Origin of the sequence: Salmonella sp. SSDFZ54 (assembly GCF_004010735.1) — a bacterium.
GTDB lineage: Bacteria > Pseudomonadota > Gammaproteobacteria > Enterobacterales > Enterobacteriaceae > Salmonella > Salmonella enterica.
In genome coordinates, this window is sequence record NZ_CP034821.1 from 49382 (window position 1) to 70662 (window position 21281).

Annotated in this window: 24 protein-coding genes and 3 pseudogenes; 20 read left to right on the forward strand and 7 right to left on the reverse strand. The window is 51.6% G+C overall.

The features are described 5' to 3' along the window. The first annotated feature begins 5 nt into the window (after positions 1 to 5). The 4 genes and pseudogenes from EOS97_RS25880 to EOS97_RS25895 all read left to right on the forward strand — a co-directional run. Positions 6 to 887, forward strand: coding sequence for a hypothetical protein (locus EOS97_RS25880; RefSeq protein WP_000926351.1), 882 nt, complete (start codon positions 6 to 8; stop codon positions 885 to 887). An 81-nt stretch (positions 888 to 968) separates the two neighbouring features. Beyond that, on the forward strand, positions 969 to 4382 hold the full coding sequence (locus tag EOS97_RS25885; protein WP_072649171.1) for a lytic transglycosylase domain-containing protein: 3414 nt from the start codon (positions 969 to 971) through the stop codon (positions 4380 to 4382). Then, the gene (locus EOS97_RS25890; RefSeq protein WP_103398206.1) at positions 4382 to 4738 is read left to right on the forward strand and encodes a hypothetical protein; all 357 of its coding nucleotides are present in this window, start codon (positions 4382 to 4384) and stop codon (positions 4736 to 4738) included. Before EOS97_RS25885 ends, EOS97_RS25890 begins: the two co-directional genes overlap by 1 nt. Next, positions 4735 to 5589, forward strand: a pseudogene (locus EOS97_RS25895) (bleomycin hydrolase); the annotation flags it as partial. The gene EOS97_RS25890 and the pseudogene EOS97_RS25895, both read left to right, overlap by 4 nt. A 52-nt stretch (positions 5590 to 5641) precedes the next feature. On the opposite strand, the gene EOS97_RS25900 reads toward EOS97_RS25895, so the two are convergent. Then, complete coding sequence (locus tag EOS97_RS25900) at positions 5642 to 6346, reverse strand: IS6-like element IS26 family transposase (RefSeq protein WP_001067858.1); 705 nt, start codon at positions 6344 to 6346, stop codon at positions 5642 to 5644. Positions 6347 to 6409: 63 nt separating this feature from the next. Between EOS97_RS25900 and EOS97_RS25905 the strand changes: the two are divergent. The 4 genes and pseudogenes from EOS97_RS25905 to EOS97_RS25920 form a co-directional block, all read left to right on the forward strand. Then, positions 6410 to 6865, forward strand: a pseudogene (locus EOS97_RS25905) (ParA family protein); the annotation flags it as partial. Between the two features lie 86 nt (positions 6866 to 6951). Then, entirely contained in the window at positions 6952 to 7260 is a 309-nt protein-coding gene (locus tag EOS97_RS25910) for a hypothetical protein (protein WP_000030199.1), read from the forward strand. A 413-nt stretch (positions 7261 to 7673) separates the two neighbouring features. Next, positions 7674 to 8654, forward strand: coding sequence for a plasmid segregation protein ParM (locus tag EOS97_RS25915; RefSeq protein WP_000688514.1), 981 nt, complete (start codon positions 7674 to 7676; stop codon positions 8652 to 8654). Beyond that, the gene (locus EOS97_RS25920) at positions 8647 to 9063 is read left to right on the forward strand and encodes a plasmid partitioning/stability family protein (protein ID WP_001278818.1); all 417 of its coding nucleotides are present in this window, start codon (positions 8647 to 8649) and stop codon (positions 9061 to 9063) included. Before EOS97_RS25915 ends, EOS97_RS25920 begins: the two co-directional genes overlap by 8 nt. A gap of 1 nt (position 9064) precedes the next feature. Here EOS97_RS25920 and EOS97_RS25925 read toward each other — a convergent pair whose 3' ends face one another. The 3 genes from EOS97_RS25925 to EOS97_RS25935 are packed head-to-tail and all read right to left on the reverse strand — an operon-like array spanning position 9065 to position 11021. Further along, positions 9065 to 10339, reverse strand: a complete 1275-nt coding sequence (locus EOS97_RS25925) for a Y-family DNA polymerase (protein ID WP_000457498.1) — start codon at positions 10337 to 10339, stop codon at positions 9065 to 9067. Next, positions 10339 to 10776 carry a translesion error-prone DNA polymerase V autoproteolytic subunit gene (gene umuD, locus EOS97_RS25930; protein WP_064772921.1) on the reverse strand — a complete coding sequence of 146 codons (438 nt, stop codon included), beginning with the start codon at positions 10774 to 10776 and terminating at the stop codon, positions 10339 to 10341. Before umuD ends, EOS97_RS25925 begins: the two co-directional genes overlap by 1 nt. Next, the gene (locus EOS97_RS25935; protein WP_000618110.1) at positions 10773 to 11021 is read right to left on the reverse strand and encodes a DinI-like family protein; all 249 of its coding nucleotides are present in this window, start codon (positions 11019 to 11021) and stop codon (positions 10773 to 10775) included. The genes umuD and EOS97_RS25935 overlap by 4 nt, the downstream gene beginning before the upstream one ends. Positions 11022 to 11438: 417 nt before the next feature. On the opposite strand from EOS97_RS25935, the gene EOS97_RS25945 reads away from it, so the two are divergent. The 11 genes and pseudogenes from EOS97_RS25945 (at position 11439) to EOS97_RS26010 (ending at position 18563) form a co-directional block, all read left to right on the forward strand. Further along, complete coding sequence (locus EOS97_RS25945; RefSeq protein ID WP_077779877.1) at positions 11439 to 12341, forward strand: DUF1281 domain-containing protein; 903 nt, start codon at positions 11439 to 11441, stop codon at positions 12339 to 12341. Then, on the forward strand, positions 12338 to 12649 hold the full coding sequence (locus EOS97_RS25950) for a hypothetical protein (RefSeq protein ID WP_012680995.1): 312 nt from the start codon (positions 12338 to 12340) through the stop codon (positions 12647 to 12649). Before EOS97_RS25945 ends, EOS97_RS25950 begins: the two co-directional genes overlap by 4 nt. A gap of 76 nt (positions 12650 to 12725) precedes the next feature. Further along, positions 12726 to 13409, forward strand: a complete 684-nt coding sequence (locus EOS97_RS25955; protein ID WP_033548816.1) for a DNA methylase — start codon at positions 12726 to 12728, stop codon at positions 13407 to 13409. Continuing rightward, positions 13410 to 13631, forward strand: coding sequence for a hypothetical protein (locus tag EOS97_RS25960; protein WP_001104885.1), 222 nt, complete (start codon positions 13410 to 13412; stop codon positions 13629 to 13631). Next, positions 13612 to 14078 (forward strand): annotated as a pseudogene (locus EOS97_RS25965) (DUF1380 family protein). Before EOS97_RS25960 ends, EOS97_RS25965 begins: the two are co-directional and overlap by 20 nt. A 50-nt stretch (positions 14079 to 14128) precedes the next feature. Then, positions 14129 to 14899 (forward strand): hypothetical protein, encoded by a 771-nt coding sequence (locus EOS97_RS25970; RefSeq protein ID WP_024262138.1) that lies wholly within the window; start codon positions 14129 to 14131, stop codon positions 14897 to 14899. 416 nt (positions 14900 to 15315) lie between these two features. Next, positions 15316 to 15816 carry an antirestriction protein ArdA gene (locus tag EOS97_RS25980; protein WP_000117626.1) on the forward strand — a complete coding sequence of 167 codons (501 nt, stop codon included), beginning with the start codon at positions 15316 to 15318 and terminating at the stop codon, positions 15814 to 15816. Between the two features lie 727 nt (positions 15817 to 16543). Beyond that, positions 16544 to 16978 (forward strand): hypothetical protein, encoded by a 435-nt coding sequence (locus tag EOS97_RS25995; protein WP_000218863.1) that lies wholly within the window; start codon positions 16544 to 16546, stop codon positions 16976 to 16978. A 92-nt stretch (positions 16979 to 17070) separates the two neighbouring features. Then, positions 17071 to 17337, forward strand: a complete 267-nt coding sequence (locus EOS97_RS26000) for a hypothetical protein (RefSeq protein ID WP_001578094.1) — start codon at positions 17071 to 17073, stop codon at positions 17335 to 17337. Positions 17338 to 17401: 64 nt separating this feature from the next. Continuing rightward, entirely contained in the window at positions 17402 to 18307 is a 906-nt protein-coding gene (locus EOS97_RS26005) for an Rpn family recombination-promoting nuclease/putative transposase (protein ID WP_127836221.1), read from the forward strand. 61 nt (positions 18308 to 18368) lie between these two features. Further along, positions 18369 to 18563: a hypothetical protein gene (locus EOS97_RS26010; RefSeq protein WP_001577563.1), complete on the forward strand. Its 195-nt coding sequence runs from the start codon at positions 18369 to 18371 to the stop codon at positions 18561 to 18563. 30 nt (positions 18564 to 18593) lie between these two features. Here EOS97_RS26010 and EOS97_RS26015 read toward each other — a convergent pair whose 3' ends face one another. Both EOS97_RS26015 and EOS97_RS27550 read right to left on the reverse strand, forming a co-directional pair. Continuing rightward, positions 18594 to 18845, reverse strand: a complete 252-nt coding sequence (locus EOS97_RS26015) for a helix-turn-helix transcriptional regulator (protein WP_000148286.1) — start codon at positions 18843 to 18845, stop codon at positions 18594 to 18596. A gap of 33 nt (positions 18846 to 18878) precedes the next feature. Next, positions 18879 to 19076, reverse strand: a complete 198-nt coding sequence (locus EOS97_RS27550; protein ID WP_024192155.1) for a hypothetical protein — start codon at positions 19074 to 19076, stop codon at positions 18879 to 18881. A gap of 348 nt (positions 19077 to 19424) precedes the next feature. Here EOS97_RS27550 and EOS97_RS26030 point away from each other — a divergent pair, with 348 nt between their 5' ends. Beyond that, positions 19425 to 20273 (forward strand): DUF4942 domain-containing protein, encoded by an 849-nt coding sequence (locus tag EOS97_RS26030; protein ID WP_064772868.1) that lies wholly within the window; start codon positions 19425 to 19427, stop codon positions 20271 to 20273. Between the two features lie 265 nt (positions 20274 to 20538). On the opposite strand, the gene EOS97_RS26035 is transcribed toward EOS97_RS26030, so the two are convergent. Then, positions 20539 to 21006, reverse strand: coding sequence for a hypothetical protein (locus EOS97_RS26035; protein ID WP_080179347.1), 468 nt, complete (start codon positions 21004 to 21006; stop codon positions 20539 to 20541). Between the last annotated feature and the right edge of the window lie 275 nt (positions 21007 to 21281).

Consider the following 21281-nt stretch of genomic DNA (forward strand, 5'->3'; position numbering starts at 1 on the left):
CAAGGATGCTTTTACCTCTTTTCCCGCTACCATCGCGGCCAACTGAATTGATCCAGTTCCGTCAGCCAAATATTGCTGATGCGATGCGTTTCAACTCGATAACACCGGAGGAACAAGAACAACAGACAACGGCGTATTTAAAAGCCTTGCTGGCTGAACCCGCGAAATATGATCCCCTGACATGGACGGCGCAGGACCGGATTACCGCGTTATGGTGGATATTTACCGGCTCCCGTGAAACACCGGTCGAGACATTCACCTACACCTGTAAACATTGCGGTAAAGAGCATTATTACGATTGCGATATGAATGCTCTGGCTGAAGATATCCAAGTCCTGGAAGTGGAACCTTTCATTGACGATATTGAGGTGTCTGTAGAGGGAGTACCTTATCAATGGCGTATCGTGCCGCTTGATGGTTGGGCAATGGAAATGCTGGAGATGCGCCGTGCAGCATTGCCACCTGAAGACGACGCGGAATTCAAAGAAGCGATCGTTGATTTGCGTTTTTGGGAATTCGCTTATCAGTGTGAGCTTTATAACGATGTTAGCGGTACTCGTGAAGATCAGGCTGAGCGTCGTTATGAAACGATTAAACGGATGGCCATTGATACTGAATTTATGAAGCTGGCGGCACACATCCGACTGGCTCATGAAAAGCTCGAACATGGTTTACCGTGCTACATCGATAAAGGTGAAATGCGTCTTCGTCTCCCGCCGCATAAATGCCCAAATCAGGATAAAAAGGAGTCCACAGAGGGTGCATATACCCGTCTGTGGGTGCCCTTTCGGGCTACCGACTTCATTCCACAGGTGGGGATTGAAAAGCTATCAGACCTTAGTGTCCAACCTGGTTTTGTATGGGGGTATACCGATTCAGGACGCTGAAAGGCTTACTGAATCCTATGCGTTTTTCCTGTTGGAGAAACTGGAAGAAAAACTTAAACCGAAGCGGTAGGCGATAAGATCATGGAAAGAAAAAACGCCAACATTGACGATGTGATAAGGACGGTTGAAACCGCCAGCGCAAAAGAGCTGGAAGAGCTTGCAGGTATTCGGGAAGCCGTTGAAGATTTGAAAGGTGGGCGAGTTGCTACAGTTGATCCTGTCTCTCGCAGTGTGTCGGCATTAAATCGCACAATCGAAAATTCCCGGCCAGACTTTGTGGCCAATGCGCCATCAGTGGACCCTATTGTTGAGGCAATGAAACGGCTTAATTTAGGGGACGTTTCTCGTGTAGTTCAGGAGGATGTTGCTCTACAGGAACCGCAGGCCAAATCAACTACGCGAAAGGGTAAAAAACGACGCAAGAAGGCTATAACAGAAGATGTAAAGGCGCAACGGACCGAAGCAGCCGAACACGCTCGCGAAATGTTCGGTCAAAAAGGCGGTGCGCAAAAAAGCCAAAACCAACGCGATGCGCGTGGTCGTTTTATTGGAAAGTCAGGGAGTAAGGCCGCAGCGGAAGATGCCCGTGCTGAACGTGCTGAAAAGGCCAGGCTCAAAGAGGATGATGAGCGTCTAAATGCTGAATCAGGTTTATTAAAAAAACTGTCAAAAGTAGCTGAAGGCATAGGTAACCCTTCAGAGACTCGTGCCGTCGATGCGTTAGGTTATGCCGTTGCTGGTCCATTGTGGGCAGCAGGAAAGGAGCTTGGCGGAATATCAAAAGAAGTTGGCGGTTCGCTTAATGGTGCCAGAAAGTCAATTGCCGATGTGATTCGTGGCAATGACGATAACAGCCGTAGAAAAGGTTTTTTTAGGCGTAAATCGCAAAGTAGTGCCGATGTCGTTCAGGTTAACACCCAAAAACGGACGGTTCAGGAACTTCAGGATCAGACCAGCGAAATTAAAGAGGGCAATGACAAGATTCTCAGCGCCCTTGATCAGATAGCCAAAAACACCGGGAAAAAGAAGGGCGGCTTGCTATCCAAATTATTTAGCCTGTTAGGGAAGGGGGCCGGTGGTATTGCTTCCCTTATCTTTGGCCGTGGGGCACTAAAGAAAGTTGGCTCGATGGCACTAGGCGCTTTAGGTATAAAAAAAGTTGCAAGCTTATTGGGCTTTGGTGGGAAAAAAGCTGCTGCCAAAGAAGCTGGCGAATTGGCTACTCGCGGTGCCGGAAAACTTGCAACTAAGGGATTGGAGAAACTAGGTGTTAAGGCTTTTGCAAAGGGGGCTTTACGCGCAATTCCGCTAGTCGGCACGGTGGCTGGAGGTATCTATGATGCGGTAACCGGTTGGAATGATACAGAAGCACAACGTCGGACCTTTGGGCTTAAGGATGGGGAAGATCCATCTTTTCAGCAAAAAGCGGCTTATACACTGGCTAACGTTCTCGATATGGGAGGACTGGTATCTGGTATTAGCAGTGCTATTGGTGGCGTTCTCAAATCACTTGGATTTGAGGATATCGGCAATATGTTGCAATCATTTTCGACGGAAAGTATTGCCCAGGCCATTGATAGTGGGATTACCAATTTAGAAACATATATTTCTAACCTTGGTGACACCATATCCACAACATTCAACGATTACACAGCCAAGATTGGCGATGCTATTTCAGCCTGGTTCAGTGACACAACCAAGAGTCTGAACGAAAAATTAGACGCCATCAAAGACTTCTTTACTGTCGATAACCTGAAAAAGGTTTTCAGTGATGCAATTGATAGTGCAATTGATTTCATTAAGAACCCGGGAAAATACATTAAAGAGGCTGGTAGTAATCTATGGAATGCCGCAAAAGAGCTTCCTGGTAAGGTTGCCGATGCCGCTGTTCAGAGCACCCCTGTGGCCTGGGTTGCATCAAAGCTAGTCAACAAAGCGGATGCGAAAGAGGTTACACCTGAATTAAAAACACCAGCTAAAGAAAGTCAGGAGGACAATGCTCCTAAGACTGAATATACCCCTAAAAAGGCTAATATTGTCACTCGTGTTGTAAATGCATCCCTAGAGACGGCGAAAGATAGCAATAAAACAGTTAAAGAAACTGCCAATCAGATTATCAATGCAAATGCCGTAGAAACGGGCAATCGCGCGTTGCAGAAAATTGATAATGCTATTGGTCAAAATAGCTCATCATCATCGTCGCTTAATACTACTGGCACTAGGAATGACATTCAGAAAGCTGCGGATACCTACAACAATGGCAACTTAGATGTAAAAGTCGGAAGCCTTGGCGCTGAAGGTAAGGCAAATCTCGATAAGCTGGCTCCGTATTTTGCTGAACTAGAGAATAAATATGGCCTTCCTGAAGGCACTCTTCATTCTATTGCAGCTACTGAATCTAATGGCAATCCGTATGCAAAATCCAAAACTGGTGCGCTAGGAATGTTTCAGTTTACGGACATTGCTCGTAAGGAAACTGGATTATCCCGGGAAGATTCTTTTAATCCGGAAAAATCGGCAGAAGCTGCGGCTCTTCTAATGAGCAAGTATTTGAAACAAGCCAAGGGAGATTGGAACGAGGCCATCACCGCATATAACGCTGGTTTCAGAACTATTAACAACTGGAAAAAAGGCACAGGTGACTTATCGAAGGAAAATCGCGAGTATGCGATCAGGGTCAATACTCATCGTGCTCGCTATTTAGGTGGTGAAATATATACACCTAGAGCAGGAACACAAGGGGGAAGACCGCAACAAAGTGGCCAATCACCAAGAATGGATAACCTTCCTGAAAACGCCTTTGTTGATCAGTCTACGGGCCTGGCGTTTACCCCTGGCGAAAACCCGTTTGAAAAAGGGGGATTAGTAGACCGGATTGGTGAACTTACGGGGGTGAACGATCTGGCCAGCAAATTCCTGAATGGCCGGGGGATGCGTCGGGAAGTCGTCCAGGGAACCCTCGAAGAACGTGCACGAGGAAGGGGAACCGCAACGGCAGCTGGCAATGTGTATGTTGATACACCTATGCCAGTTGAAGAGGCACGTCCGGTGGCCAACAACTCAAGTTACTTTGACCAGCTCGGCGCACAAATGGGGATTGATGGACTGTATGACAAACTCATTAATGCCCGGGGAATGCGCTCAAATAATTCTCCTCAACCAGCTTCCACGTCCCAGATGACGACTGCCGCCAACGATTTGCAGCAACCAACCGGTCGTATGCAGATAGACGGACAGGTTATTAGTGACCTTGGCGGCTCCGGTGCCAAGCCGACAATGCAGTTGGCTGATAATACCGTTTCACTTGATGGTGAAACGAAGCGGCTGTTTGCGCAGATGACCTCATTGCTTGCCAGGATTGAAGAGCACACTAAAGACTCGGCGAAAGGCCAGGGAACTGTCGTAAAGGTCAGCACGCCTCAACCGGGCGTTATGCGCACGGTACCACTGTCAATTGATGATCCGTTGATGAATGACTACGCGAGAGTTGATTGATGGCCAACAATAACGAAATTGAGCCTTTGCTGACGCTGGAGTTATCCGGCGTAAAAACGTATGAGTCCCAGGAGGAGGCCTGGGGCGCTCGTTTATATGAGTGGCTAAACACTTATCAGGGTGAGGTATACGGAGATCCGTCATGGGGCAATGTTTTACCGCAGTTTAAACACGAACCGACCAACTTGTCGCATGTTCAAATTGCGGTTGAGGCAATGCTTTTGCAAAAACTGACGGTAGATTTACCCGACATACCGATTTCTGGCTTGTCAGTAGCCGAGGGAGATGCTTTTGATAAGTTGAAAATATCCATTCGTATCAGGGATATAACTATCACACAGGACGTGGTGCTATGAGTAAAACAACACCGACTAAAGACAGTATTCGTGCAGAGTTTGAAGAGCTTGTCGAGAAAGATTCATTCTGGTCGAAGTTTGTCGGCTCTCAATTTGTCTCGATGCTGACATTGTTTATTACCCAGATTGTCTACAGGTGCTTTCAGTATGCCGATGCGGCGCTGGCTGAAGGCTTTATATCGACCGCGACGCGGCGTTCCTCTATCCTGGCAGCGGCAGAAACGAATAGTTACGTTGGTACCAAGCCAACACCGTCATCGGGGATGATTGAGATCACCGCCACAAGTGAAGATGCCCCAGCGGTAATCCCCAAAAACATGCCTTTAATATCTGACGACCAGTACCCTTACATGACTATGGATGTATGCAGGTTGGTTGACGGCACCGGTACGGTAGAAGTGGCACAGTTGGAAATCCAGGAGGTGACATATACCGTTACGGCAGCCAAAGAATTTCTGGAAGTCGTGTTATCAAAGGCTCTCACTGCTGTCTGCTATAAGCTGGAAGTATTCGTGACGACCGATGGTAAGACCACGCAGTGGTCTTCCAGCACTATGTTCCGGTTAGCCGGTAGTAAAAGCCAGGTCTACGTTGAGTTTTATAAACCATCCGAGCAGTTGGGGGTTCGATTCGGCGATGGGCTAATTGGGCAAATACCGCCAGAAGGCTCGACAATTACGCTTAAGGTATGGTGCACCAACGGCGATATAACCCTGGTTGCTGGCCAAAACCTGACGCCTGTCGATTCTGCGGCTAATTTAGCTAATTTGATTTCAGTTAAGACAACGACACCTATAACCGCAGGTACCGATGCCGAAACAACGGAGATCACACGTAACCGTGCACAATATGGCACTGTTGCAAAGTTAGCGATGAGGCAGCCTTTTGTCTTATTCAAAGGCCTTACATTTCAAAAACTCTGCTTACCAGGCGCATTTCGCCCAGGGGATCACCATAATAAAATGCTGAGGCCTGGCCTTTGCGTAGTGCACGCATCACCTCAATACCTTTGATGGTGGCGTAAGCCGTCTTCATGGATTTAAATCCCAGCGTGGCGTTGATTATCCGTTTCAGTTTGCCATGATCGCATTCAATCACGTTGTTCCGGTACTTAATCTGTCGGTGTTCAACGTCAGACGGGCACCGGCCTTCGCGTTTGAGCAGAGCAAGCGCGCGACCATAGGCGGGCGCTTTATCCGTGTTGATGAATCGTGGGATCTGCCACTTCTTCACGTTGTTGAGGATTTTACCCAGAAACCGGTATGCAGCTTTGCTGTTACGACGGGAGGAGAGATAAAAATCGACAGTGCGGCCCCGGCTGTCGACGGCCCGGTACAGATACGCCCAGCGGCCATTGACCTTCACGTAGGTTTCATCCATGTGCCACGGGCAAAGATCGGAAGGGTTACGCCAGTACCAGCGCAGCCGTTTTTCCATTTCAGGCGCATAACGCTGAACCCAGCGGTAAATCGTGGAGTGATCGACATTCACTCCGCGTTCAGCCAGCATCTCCTGCAGCTCACGGTAACTGATGCCGTATTTGCAGTACCAGCGTACGGCCCACAGAATGATGTCACGCTGAAAATGCCGGCCTTTGAATGGGTTCATGTGCAGCTCCATCAGCAAAAGGGGATGATAAGTTTATCACCACCGACTATTTGCAACAGTGCCATCGAAATTATGACTCCCTACAAGAACAGCGATAAGACGTTACTTATTGACTGTGGGGGATTTGACTCAGATCTTACCCGTACTGCGATTGCCTTTGCAGACTGCGTTATTGTCCCTTCAAAAGACTCCCTGACTGAACGTATTGGTTTGATGCATTTTGATGGAGTACTGGACGAAATCAGCTCTATCATGGGGACCGATATAACTGCTCACCTGTATCTCTGTAAAGTTAATCCTAACAAGAAGAAATTCCCTAAGCTTGATGCAATCCTGCCATCGTTCAAACATCTGAAGCTGATGAAGAGCCGCATTTCTGCTCGTGCAGAATTTGAGGATGTCATTGAGACTGGGATGGGAATCACTGAGTCTGTTCATGGGCGCTATTCGGCAGGAGGTAAGGAAGTTATTGCCCTGATCGAAGAAATCAATCATCTGATTGAAAATAATAAACAGTAAGGTGTGTCTATTGGGTATCCATATAGTATCCTTTGGGCTTTTAATGGATATCTTTTAAGTATCTAACAAACATCCTGGGTTATCTCATGAGCAAAGCGAAATTTAGTGCACAGGCTGAAAAACTGAAAAACCTGGTGGATTCTGCCAGATTACAAACTTCTTCTTCTGCCGTAACAGCAACAGCCCCGTCTCAGCCAAATGAAGGTGCAGAGGAAGTTTCAGGTCGTCCCGTGGCTGCCAGGACGAAGGCTAAGAATCTTAAGGCCATACCGCTGTCGTATTTTGAAGCTCATGCGGAACTTAAAGCGACCAGTAAAACATCTCTGGATTTTAGCTCATATATTATTGAGGCTATAAGAGAGAAGCTTGAACGTGATGGTGCAATAGGTCAATAAACTATCGGATACCTTAAGGGTATCTGATGTGTGTCTTTTAAATGCGTTATGGGGATTCTTCACGTACCTAAAGAGTCCCCATTAGAAATCTTTCTGTTTATGGTGACATGATTCGTCACCGCTTTCCTTTCCTCTCAGTTTCACCATTTCATTCCTTTTCCCCTAACCTGAACCATGATGTCCACGATGTTTTTATATTGCATTTATGTATCACATATAACCTTCATAATGTTTTTGTATCTATGATTTCCTCTGGTCTTAAAGTTGTGTGTACAATGTACATGCAATTTATCGTGTTTTTATGTTGCATTTGTCCTTTCAGAAAGACCGTTTTTTCATTATAATTGAATATACATTGCATGTATGAAGCATGTTTGTTTTTTCTATTTGTTTATGAGCAACGGAGACTGGTTATGAAAATCTTTATTGATGATGGTTCTACCAACATTAAACTTGCCTGGTTGGAGGATGGTGACGTGAAAACGTTAATCAGCCCTAACAGCTTTAAACCGGAATGGTCTTTTAGTTTACTGGATGATGCTGCCCCGGCTAATTACGAGATCGACGGCGAGAAGTTTTCATTTGATCCATTAAGTGCTGATGCTGTCGTAACGACTGAAACACGCTATCAGTACAGTGATGTGAATGTTGTGGCCATTCAGCATGCGCTACAGCAGACCGGCCTGAAAGCGCAGCCTGTTGATGTCATCGTCACATTGCCGATCTCTGAATACCTTGACGCCAACAATCAGAAAAATAAGCAAAACATTGAAAGAAAGAAAAAAAATGTGATGCGTGAAGTACGGGTGCAGGGGAGTGATGCATTTGTTATTCGCAGTGTTTCCGTTCTTCCTGAAAGTATTCCCGCTGGTTTCAGTGTTCTTGCGGGGCTTGAGGATGATGAATCCCTTTTGATCGTAGATCTCGGTGGTACAACTCTTGATGTGTCGCATGTTCGTAGCAAAATGACAGGGATTACAAAAACCTGGTGTGATCCAAATATCGGCGTGTCCCTGATTACATCCGGGGTTAAGGAACAGATGGCTGTACATGCTAATACAAGAGTGAGCTCATTCCAGGCTGACAATATCATTGTGCACCGTAATGAACCTGACTACCTTTCCCGTCGCATTTATAATGCTGAACAGCGTGAGTCTATCATTAATGTTATCAATGAACGGCAGAAGTTGCTTATTAAACGAGTTAATGATGTCATCAGCCGTTTCACCGACTATACACATGTAATGTGTGTTGGTGGTGGGGCTGAAATTGTGGCCGAGGCTGTGAAGAACCTGACTAAGGTTCCTGATGAGCGCTTTTATCTGAGCTCATCCCCGCAGTTTGATTTAGTCATGGGAATGATAAAAATGAAAGGTGGTGTGACTAATGAGTGATGAAAATAAATCCAGACGCTGCTCATTTGAACTTTTCCCGGATGAACGGACAGGAGATAAGATAGCAGATGAGCTCATTGCAAATGAAAAACTGAAGGAGCGGGGACGTTTCATGCGCGCGATGTTAGTTACTGGTGCGGCGTTTGCAGCTATAGATAAACGTCTTCCTTTGCTGATATCGGAGTTACTGACAGAAAATACGACTCTGGATGATATTAATAAGGTGATTTCCAGCGTGATACCAGGTGCTTTTTCGGTTGAAAAGAAATTGCTTGAATTACTGGAAAAACAATCTGGTCTCCATACGTCTGTGGATTGCAGTACTCCTCTTACAGAGCAGAGTCTGTCGAGAAATGACGGTGAAGACCAGACCAGAAGAAACGCTGAAAATATGTTCGGAGATGACTGAACTAACCCAGCCTGGCCAGGGGAATATCTCGCCATTTAGTTGTATAACACTGACTCAACATTTCCCGTTTCATTTGCCATTCAGGGGCGGTTCCTCGCCCCGCAAACCACACTTTCCCTTTTCCCGACTGGTTCAGTTCATCGAGTGTTTTCATTAACTTTTCACTGTTTTTACGGGGCTGGATTTCATCAAATAATCCCGGCTGCGCTATACCCGATGGTGTGAAATCAGCCAGCATGACTCCTGCCTTCATATAGCGGTACCCTTCACGCCAGACATGGTTTAAGGCTCTGCATGCGGCGGCAATAATGTCCCGGCTGTCCTGTGTGGGCAATGGAAGCTTTTCCACAGCGGCATTGCTGTAACAGGGTTCTTTTACTGCAAAGGGGGATGTCCGTACAAATGTCGTCACCTGCCGGCAATACTGACGCTCCCCACGTAGTTTCTCTGCGGCCCGCTCTGCATACTGAACAACAGCCTGGTGCATGGCATCTTTGTCTGTGATTCGTTCACCAAAACTGCGACTACAGACAATCTGCTGTTTTGCCGGTGGTGCTTCTTCCAGGGATATGCAGGACTCGCCGTTGAGTTCGCGTACCGTACGCTCAAGAATGACGCTGAAGTTTTTCCGGATGAATGCCGTGTTAGCCTGCGCCAGCTGCAGTGCTGTGTTAATACCCAGCGCATTCAGCTTTTCCGTCAGTCTGCGTCCTACTCCCCAGACCTCACCAACTGGCTGCAGTCCCAGTAGCTTCAAGATCCGATTACGGTTTTCTGCCGTCAGCGCGACCACACCGGAAAACTGTGGCCATTGCTTTGTTGCCCACTGTGCACTTTTAGCCAGCGTTTTTGTAGGCGCAATGCCCACCCCCATGGTGAGTCCTGTCCAGCTCTTTACCTGTTCCCTGAGCTGATGACCAAAAAACTCCGGAGAGATGCAATGATTTATCCCCCGCAAATCAATAAACATTTCATCAATTGAGTAGGGCTCAACTGCGGGAGAAAGCGACTCCAGAACAGCCATGACCCGTTGGCTCATGCTGTGGTACAGCGCATAATTGCTGGAAAATACATGTATTTTCTTCTCCAGGCGCATCTGTCTCACCTGAAACCAGGGCTGCCCCATTCTGATGCCAAGGGCTTTTGCCTCCGGGCTGCGCGCGATCACACAGCCATCGTTATTGCTGAGTACGATGACCGGTTCGTTGCGAAGGTCCGGGCGGAAAACTTTTTCACATGAGGCGTAGAAACTGTTGATATCAGCCAGTGCAAACATCAGCGTAACTCCCGCGTCCTGTGTATCACGTGAGTGACAACACCAAAAATACAGATGTTTTCCGGATACAGTGTGCGGAACTCCGGGCTGTCTGAAACCGGCTCCAGTGCCGGGCGTGGGCGCAACAGCAGTCGTTTGACGGTGAACTCACCGTCGATCTCAGCGATAACGATGTCCCCGTGTTGTGGTTTTTCGGCCCTGTCCACTACCAGCAGATCGCCATTCTGCACGCCAGCCTGGTTCATCGATTCACCGCTGGCGCGCAGAAAGAAGGTGGCTGCAGGTCTGCTGATGCAATAGCTGTTCAGATCCAGTTCCTGCTCAGCATAATCAGTGGCAGGCGAAGGAAAACCGGCCTGGCAACGATCGGCAAACAACGGTCGCACGTAACTGTCATCGCCTGAAGGGTCAGCCGGACGGTAATAAACGGTACTCATGCTGCAGGCAGCCAGCTGTCGTCCTGCCAGATTTCTTCCAGCAGAGACAGGATACGTTCTTTATCCTTGTCGTTGCGGGCTCCTGTGACAGATACAGACGGGGCGCTGCCCTGGTCTATACGCAGCCAGATTTCCGGGTAGTGTGGTTTCAGACGTTGTTCGATTTCATTCTGTAGCGCCTGAAGTGTGCCTGATTTGAGGTTTTTTGTGCTCTGGCGGTCGAAAAGAATTTCAATGCGGATCATGTTCTCATCTCCCTTTTCTTTTGCTGTATGCATATACAGTATTCTAATAACTGAATCCACACACAGTCAAATGTCATTATTGTGACTAAAAAACGCTCAATTCTCTGAGAGTGTGGCTGTATGCCTGCTGTGGACTGCTGTGTCCAGCTTATCCACAGCATTTTGCGCACGGTTCTGTGAATAAAATACCTGGTTACCCAGGCCGTGCCGGCACGTTAACCGGGCTGCATCCGATGCAAGTGTGTCGCTGTCGCCGGCCTCCTCACCCGGTCACGTTTCGTCGTTCCTCCTCCACGCGCTGCGGCTTCGGGGCCGCACCTGCATTCGTATGCGGTCGCCCGGTTACAGGTGCGGCACGGCCTGATGGAGGCCGCATGTGAGAGGAGAATTCCCATGCCAAACTGGTGCTCGAATCGTATGTATTTTTCTGGTGAACCAGCACAGATCGCTGAGATTAAACGACTGGCCAGCGGTGCAGTCACACCGTTTTATCGCCGCGCCACAGATGAAGGTATTCAGCTGTTTCTGGCCGGAAGTGCCGGACTTCTGCAGACCACTGAAGATGTGCGGTTTGAACCATGCCCCGGACTGACGGCTGCCGGGCGTGGCGTTGTATCGCCGGAGAATATCGCGTTCACCCGCTGGCTGACATACCTGCAGGACGGTGTACTGCTGGATGAGCAAAACTGCCTGATGCTGCATGAACTCTGGCTGCAGAGCGGTACTGGCCAGTGTCGCTGGGAAGGATTACCGGATGAGGTCAGAGAAACCATCACCGTGCATTTCACCGCCAAAAGAGGTGACTGGTGTGGCTTCTGGAGTAACGAGGATGTATCGGTGTGGTGGAACCGTCTGTGTGACAACGTACTGCCGGAAAAAACCATGCCGTTTGACCTGCTGACGGTTCTGCCCACCCGCCTGGATGTTGAAGTGAATGGCTTTAACGGTGGTGTTCTGAACGGTGTTCCTTCTGCATATCACTGGTATACGGAACAGTATGGCGTGAAGTGGCCTGTGGGGTATGAGGTGAATATCAGCCGTCAGGGAGACAACTTCATTCAGGTGGATTTCGACACGCCGTGGTGTCAGCCGGAAAGCGACGTTATTGCAGAATTAAGCCGCCGCTTCGGCTGCACGCTGGAGCACTGGTACGCCGAACAGGGCTGCAATTTCTGTGGCTGGCAGTTGTATGAGCGCGGAGAGCTCGTTGATGTGCTGTGGGGGGAACTGGAATGGTCTTCCCCGACAGATGACGATGAGCTGCCGGAAGTCACCGGACCTGCGTGGATAGTCGACAAGGTGGCGCATTATGGCGGATGAAGTATGACGGAGACGGGCGGGCAACCGCCCGTTTCTTTTCCGGTAAAGGATGTCGCCGGGCTCCTCTTTTTACTGCGCCGGCTGACGCGGCGCGGCATAAACGCTGCCTGTGGTCAGTGTCCCGCGTCCGGCGGGCACGGGACGGGCGCTTTTACCGCTCCCGGCTGGCGTCGGTGACAGTGTACGCCAGCCCGTCGCCCTTTTCTGATGAACGCCCTTCAAGCCGCTTTCGCGGCATAGCCTTGCCGTCAAAAAGACGACGGCTGCGGTATTCCACGGTCGGCCTGACCCGTTACCGGACGCGGTGAACAGCCCACAGGCAGCGGGGAACGGGCACCACAGGGGTGCCCTCCCGGTGCCTTCTGTAAGAGAAGGAGCGTTGTTATGTCCCGTTTTGTCCTCGGTAACTGCATCGATGTTATGGCCCGTATTCCTGATAACGCCATTGATTTCATACTGACTGACCCGCCGTATCTCGTCGGTTTCCGTGACCGTTCCGGGCGCACCATTGCCGGCGATAAAACCGACGAATGGCTGCAACCGGCCTGTAATGAGATGTACCGCGTGCTGAAAAAAGACGCGCTGATGGTGAGTTTCTATGGCTGGAACCGCGTCGATCGCTTTATGTCTGCCTGGAAAAATGCGGGATTCAGCGTTGTTGGTCACCTGGTCTTCACCAAAAACTACACATCGAAGGCCGCATATGTGGGCTATCGCCACGAATGCGCCTACATCCTGGCAAAAGGCCGTCCACGTCTGCCACAAAACCCGCTGCCGGACGTGCTGGGCTGGAAATATTCAGGCAATCGTCATCACCCGACGGAAAAGCCTGTTACCAGCCTGCAACCGCTGATTGAGAGCTTCACACACCCGAACGCAATTGTGCTGGACCCGTTTGCAGGCAGCGGCTCAACCTGCGTTGCCGCCTTCCAGTCCGGACGCCGGTATATCGGTATCGAGCTGCTTGAGCAGTATCACCGTGCCGGGCAGCAACGCCTTGCCGCCGTGCAACGGGCCATGCAGCAGGGGGCCGCGAATGATGACTGGTTTATGCCGGAGGCTGCGTAAATGAACTATGCCGGACACGAAAAACTTCGCGCCGAAGTGGCGGAGGTGGCCAATGCCATGTGCGACCTGCGTACAACCATGAATGAGATGGAGCGGCGGTACAGCTTTAATGCTGACACCCTGCCGGAACGTCTGGTGCGTCAGACGTTGTTTCGCGCAAACCGCCTCCTGATGGAGGCATATACCGAAATTCTTGAACTGGATGCGTGCTTCAAAGATTAAGGAGGAGACGAAATGTACGGAACATGCGAAACGCTCTGCCGTGAGCTGGCAGCAAAGTATCCGGGAAACACGCCGCTGATGCTGCTTATCTGGTCCCCGGAAGAGATTCAGGCACTGGCCGACGGTATGGAAATTTCTCTGACCGATCATGAAATCAGGACTGTCCTGGCGCACCTGGAGGACATCCCGGAAGACCAGCGGATGGAGTCCGGTATTTCTTCCGCCGCTGCGATGGAGATTATCAGCAACGTGAGCGAAAACCGCCTGGTGACCGTCCCGGCTGAACTGCTGGCGTCCCTGATTCAGACCGCTGAACAGGCACTGTGGAAACGTGAATGGGCCGCCCGTGATAACGGCCTTGCCGTCCCGGAATGTGTTACCCGCCGTCAGGCAGTGATTAATCAGGCCCGCACCCTGCTGAAAAACAACACACACGAAAACAACTGATGTTATCGCCGCCTGCCTTGCGGGCGGCGATACAGGGAGAACGCTTAATCATGAACAAAACGCTGAATGCACTGGTTTGTCGTCACGCCCGTAACCTGCTGCTGGCGCAGGGCTGGCCGGAAGAGACGGATGTTGACCAGCGTAACCCGAAGTATCCGGGCTGGATCAGCATTTACGTGCGGCTGGATGCGCCCCGGCTGGCGACGTTACTTATCAACCGTCACGGCGGCGTACTGCCGCCGCTCCTGGCCTCCGCCATTCAGAGACTGACCGGAACCGGGGCGGAACTGGTACTGTCCGGCAGTCAGTGGCAATCGCTGCCGGTACTTCCGGCAGACGGAACTCAGGTGTCTTTCCCGTATGCCGGAGAATGGCTGACCGAAGACGAAATCAGGGCTGTTCTTGATGCGGTGCACGATGCGGTACGAAGCATCTGTTACCAGGTGGCAGAAGATGCGCGGTGTATCCGGGCGGCGCTGACCACCACCGGTCAGACGTTGCTGACCCGCCAGACCCGCCGCTTTCGCCTGGTGGTGAAGGAAAGCGATCACCCCTGCTGGCTCGATGAAGACGACGAAAACCTGCCCGTGGTGCTCGATGCCATCCTGAACCGGGGCGCTCGTTTTTCGTCGGTGGAAATGTACCTGGTCAGCGATTGTATTGAGCATATCCTGTCCAGTGGGCTGGCCTGCGATGTGCTGCGTATACCGGATGAACCGCCCCGCCGCTGGTTTGACCGTGGTGTTCTGCGGGAGGTGGTCCGGGAAGCCCGGACCGAAATCCGCAGCATGGCGGATGCCCTGGCAAAAATCCGGAAATGATGACACTGGCGGGGTAAATCCCCGCCTTTTTCCTGCCGGTCCCCGGAAAGAGCACAAAGGAAGTCGCCGCCGGCTCCGCTTTACCCGGCCATGCAGGGCATGGCCTTGTGGGTTTTCAGTTATGTGGCCGCCGTGTCGTGTGCGGGCTGTGCCGTGCCTCCATCTTAGCCGGGCTGGCAGGGATGCAAGGGTACGCTTCGCCGCTGCGGTCACCCGGTCCCTCCTTCCCGTCTGCCGTGATTTTCCGGTCGTTCACCCGCTCAGATTTCGCGGTCTCACCCTCCAACTCCCGCCAGCCGTGTGCGTCAGGCTGCGGCTTCCCTTGCGCCCTGTGCATCCCCGCCTTATCGCCCGGCTTTTATGGAGGCACGGCACCGCCCGGTGCCGCAGAACATGTGACTATGGAGGATTCGGGAATGTCTGTTGTTGCACCTGCTGTATACGTTGGAACCTGGCACAAATACAACTGTGGAAGCATCGCCGGACGCTGGTTTGACCTGACCACGTTTGATGATGAGCGCGACTTTTTCGCCGCCTGCCGTGCTCTTCACCAGGATGAAGCCGATCCTGAACTGATGTTTCAGGATTATGAGGGATTCCCGGGGAATATGGCCTCTGAATGTCATATCAACTGGGCCTGGGTTGAAGGCTTCCGCCGGGCACGGGATGAAGGCTGCGAAGAGGCTTATCGTCTCTGGGTGGATGATACCGGTGAGACGGATTTTGACACCTTCCGCGATGCCTGGTGGGGCGAGGCTGACAGTGAGGAGGCTTTTGCGGTTGAGTTCGCCAGTGATACCGGCCTGCTGGCTGACGTGCCGGAGACGGTGGCGCTCTATTTTGACTATGAGGCGTATGCGCGGGATTTATTCCTGGACTCCTTCACCTTTATTGACGGTCATGTGTTCCGTCGGTGATTTACTCCCCGCTCCGGCGGGGGTATGGCCTGCCGGGCCCCCGGAAAACCCTGGCAGGCTTACGCCTGCCTGAAATGCAGGAGGGCCGCGCCTGCGGCGCTGCCCTTCCTGCCCGTCATGGTGTGAGGCATTTTTCTGTTATGTCGTTTCTGTTGTTCTGATTTCCGGAGGCGGGGACACCTTCGGCTCCCGGCTGCCTGGCGGCATCCGGTCGTCAGGCCCGACTCCGACAGGCAGCTGCTGGCGCACCCGCCAGTCTCCGCCGAACCCGCTGGCGCGGTTTCGGGCTGCCGCTACGGTCCGATGTCTGAAAAACCAGGCTTGCAGCGACCGTTCCGGTCGCGCCGCCCCTGTCGCGCCGGAAACGGCGCTCCCTGCACACCTGACGGTGTGTAAGGCAACTGCGCCTGATGGCGCAGTCAACCCTTCCGCCGCCACCCCTGCGGCCTGTTTCCCGCTGTGGACTTTCCGGGGGCTGGAGTAACCACATCCCGTTTCAGCAGTCCAGGGGAAGATATACCGTCCACAAAATTTTTAGCCATAAACCCGGCAAAAAATTTTGCGTCCGCCCCCGGACAGCTGCCCCGTGACGTGGTGACGGACGCCCCATCGGAAAGGTCCACTGCGGGGAGAAACCCCGAAGAAGTGGACGGCAGAAGGGGCTTTCGCCCCTCCGGGGAGCAACCGGTCGGCCCGGCGACCTGATTCAGCAGAAGGAGACGTTTTCATGACAGTCAGCAGCACGATTTCCGTTTTTTGCCGCGACGGGGTGTTCCGTACCGTTTACTGCCACCTGCACGGTGAGCCGACCTGGAACGGTCGCATCCTGCATACCCACTATGCCACCGGTCAGCAGGCCGAAGCCCTGGTTGAACACGGTGATATCCGTTGCCTCGGTCCCCGTTGCGACAAACCCGCCGGGCATACGCTTCAGAACCCGGTGGACGGTGTGACGGCTTATTACGGACGTGACAGTGGTTTCCGGATGGACAGTGAGGCGCGTGAGTACCGTTCTTTCAGGGAGGCTATTGCCACTGAAAGCACTGAAGAGGTGCGCTTCCATTATGTGTTCATCGACGGCTACTGGAAGGTGATGTACCGCACGCCGGAAGGCTGGAAGATGAAAGCGCTCGCGCTGGCACTGCGCCGCTGTCCGAAATGAAAAAAAGGCAGGGCGATAAACCCTGCCTCTCTCCGCCGTTACTTCCCCGCCAGGAAGAGCGGCAGTCATCAACAACATAAGGAGAAATATTTGTGAGACCATCAATTATCTTCGCAACCGCCGAGTATGTAAAGCGTCTGCGTGAAGAGTGCCAGCGGGAGAATAAACCCCTGCACCGCCATACCCGCTTCAGACGTCAGGAGCTGGCACAGGATGAGATTAACCCGGACGTTCTGGCGATGAGCGGGCATATTGCCAGACGCTGCAGTGAGCAGAAGCGGGTGCGTATCCCTGCCATGAAAGTCAGCGAGTGGGGGCATCTGCTCCGCGCGCTTGAAATTGAACGGGTCTGTCACTGATTAACCCTTGCCGTCTGCCTGTGCAGGCGGCAGGATACGTTCATACATCTCACCAGGAGGAACCGTGAGTAAGAAGAAAAACACCACAACGCCCACGCCGCATGATGCCGCGTTCCGGTCGTTCCTGGCGAATCCCGACGTTGCCAGGGATTTTCTGGAACTGCATCTTCCTGCGGAGTACCGGCAGTTGTGCGACCTGTCCACGCTGAAGCTGGAACCCGCCACCTTTGTTGAGCCGGACCTGCATCAGTACGCCAGCGATATCCTCTGGAGCGTGAAAACCACCGGGGGTGAAGACGGCTATGTTTACACTCTGATTGAGCACCAGAGTACCGAAAATCTGTACATGCCTTTCCGGATGTTACGTTACAGTGTGGCGGCGATGCAGAGACATCTGGAGCAGCATAAAACATTGCCACTGGTGATTCCGGTGCTGTTCTATCATGGTGAGCGCAGCCCGTACCCGTACAGCATGAACTGGCTGGACTGTTTTGAGAATCCGGCGCTTGCGGCTAAAATATACACAAAGCCGTTTCCGCTGGTTGATATCACTGTCGTTGATGACAATGAAATCATGAACCATCGCCGGATGGCCGCACTGACGCTGCTGATGAAGCATATCCGTCAGCGGGATATGCTGATGTGTCTGGACAACCTGGTCAGAGCACTGCAGGACATCCAGGATGAAGAGCAGATTACAGTTCTTTTCAACTATCTGCTTAATGGCAGCGAACATGTAACGGTTGAATTTTTGCAGACGCTGGCGCAGCGACTGCCGCAGCACGAGGACAGCATTATGACACTGGCAGAACGTCTTAAGCAGGAAGGTATCCAGCAGGGTATCCAGCAGGGGGCGCTTCAAAAAGCACGGGAAATCGCCCGGGAGCTCCGGAACGCGGGAATGCCGACAGCACAAATCTGTCAGCTGACCGGACTTTCTGAAGCTGAACTGAAGAACATCACTCACTGATGAGAACCAAAAGGCCCGGCAAAATACCGGGCCTTTTGCCAGCAGGAGCAGAAAAAACAGTATGACGATTGCAGAACGTCTTATACAGAAAGGTTTCGACGAAGGTTTTAAAGAAGGTTTTAAGAAAGGTGCGCTTGAAGTGGCGCGGGAAGCAGCCTGCCGGCTGCGGGATATGGGCTGGACGCCGGAACGGATTCAGGAGGCAACCGGACTTTCCGGTGAAGAACTGAAAAAGCTGTTTCCTGATGAGCAGTAGCCTGGCATTCTGCCAGGCTGTGAATCACGCTCACACATTCCCTGCCGTTTCCCCCAGTTCATTTTCCAGACGCCTGATGATATCTGCCTTGCGCATCCCCTGCATGTGAGGCAGCAGGTCACGGACTGAAAGTGCCTGGGTGGTCCTCCAGACGGTGACGTCCACCTGTTCCGCATTTTCCCAGGCGTGCCATGTTCTCTGCGTCACGCCAAATTCTCTGGCCGCTTTTTCGCGTGACCAGAGCATGCTTTTTCGCCAGATTCGCAGTTCCCAGCCGGTCATAAAACACCTTTGAAAAAGTGAAAAAACTTCACTTTATTTTATCATCATAATCACCAAATCAGCGCGATAAATAAGTGTGAAAAAGTGAAGAAATTTCACTTTTTTTGGTTGTAGATGTCGTGCGGTTTTCTCTGTTTTCACCTGTGCGGGAGTGGTGCGCCAGTGACCACGACATGCCATTGTTGTGCTGTCGTTTTTCTTCAGTCGCGCCGGATGCGGCGCTCCCTGCACACCTGACGGTGTGTAAGGCCACTGCGCCTGATGGCGCAGCTGTCTCTGCCTGTCTGCCGCCGCACTGCGGCCCGTTCTCCGCAGACGGACTTTCCGGGGGTACATACACGACCACATCCCGTTTCAGTCGTCCAGGGGAGAGATGTACCAGCCACAAAACTTTTTGCCGCAGGCGTCAAAAACTTTTGCGTCTGCCCCCGGACAACTGCCCCGTGACGTGGTGAGCGTCCCCCGTCGGAAAGGTCCACTGCGGGGAAATCCCCGAAGACCCGGACGGCAGAAGGAGCTTCGCTCCTCCGGGAAATGACCTGGCTGACCCGGCAGTCGTGACGATGAGGAGACAATGTGATGAATCAGACTTTACCCACTGCTGACCTGAATACTGCCGGCACGACAGATGTTATTCCGTCTGTGGCTATCGACCGCATCATCGCGCAGCGTAACGAAGGTATTGCACTGTTCATGCAGGCGATGGAATGCCTGGCGACAGCGCGCAGGATTCTGCTCGATGCGTCAGGTGATATTTTTCTTTACGGGTTTGAAGACTGCGTGACTGATTCCGTTCGTCGCATGGATAAGCCGGAAGAAGCGAAAAGGAATATCACCCGTCTTGCCGACCGGAAAATCTGGGATCGCCTGATGACAGATACGGGCATGTACACCTTCATGAGTTCATGCCAGCGTGATGAGTGGAACAGCCAGCTGATGAGCGACACCTGTCCTGAAATCACCCTGGACAATGTACTGGCAACATTCCGCCATCTGAATGCCAGCAAGATGCAGACATTTGAACAGGGACTGATTGATGTCTACCGGAAATTGTCATGGGATTACAGAACCAATAATCCCTGCCGTCTGGGCAAGAGAATCATTATTGAAAACCTTCTGTACCGCTGGAGTAACGGGCGTGTGACGCTGGACTGCAGCGGACGGGAGGCACTGGATGACCTGGTACGTCCTTTTTATCTGCTGGAAGGGCGCAACATTCCTGACTTCCGGAGCTGCATCGGGGCGCAGTATGGTGAATTTCTCGGGAACGGCGACAATATCGGTGAGTTGTTTGAAGGGGAATATTTTACGGTGCGGGGATACCGGAAAGGTACGATGCATATCACCTTCCGCCGTCCGGACCTTGTTGAGCGACTGAATGACATCATTGCCCGCCATTATCCCGGCGCACTGCCGCCGCGTGTCTGACAAAAAAATGCCCTGAAGGTGGATTCAGGGCTAAATGCATTACTTCATTCTGGGATGATGATTGTGTATGTGCACTGCGATTATACGAAAAAATATGGAGGAAATTTGAAGAGCATGTTTATTGCCTGAGCAATGCAGAAAAAAAATCCCTGGCGGGGATGCCAGGGTGACAAATGTCATAATCTACACTTTCGGAGATATATTTCGCCCGTTACCGTCAGCAGTCAGGGTAAATGGCATCATATCGGGCAACTGATGAAGCTATTTAAGGGCGAGGGTCATCCATATCCGGTGCCGGTGGTGGTGGGGTTATCTCACGAACTTCCACACGGACTTCATACTTTTTCGCTTTTTCCAGGGCAGGAATATTTTTTACCGCCGCGCTCAGTGTTTCTGCCGGTGTGGTGGTCTGTTGTGATAAGGCATAGAGCGGTGGCTGTGCCGGTGGTGGTGGGGTTATCTCACGAACTTCCACACGGACTTCATATTTTTTCGCTTTTTCCAGGTCAGGAAGATTTTTTACCGCCGCGCTCAGTGTTTCTGCCGGTGTGGTGGTCTGTTGTGATAAGGCATAGAGCGGTGGCTGTGCCGGTGGTGGTGCCAGTCGTTCCGGGCATGGCGGCGGCAGTTGTCCGGCAGACGGTGCCGGTTCTGGCGCGGCAAGTGCCATACCTGAGCAGCCCATAATGGCAGCCGCAATGAGAATACGGGAACATCCTGATGGCATTTTCATGGTCGGTTAATCTCCACTTTCTGAATTAACGATGGAGACTATGCAATGAAAAAGTGGAGAAAGTATGAAGTCGCCAGTGTGATAAAAAAATGCCCTGTCAGGGTCCAGTCAGGGCAACGCTATATGGATATGAAGGATGAATATGCACTAAAACAGGATTAAATGAAGACGGTTGTTTTCCGCAAATAAATTCTGACACAGCCATGGATGTACGGGTATATCGGTGTGTAACAGGCTATTAACTGCCAAGAAAAAAAACGGCTCCTGACGTGAGG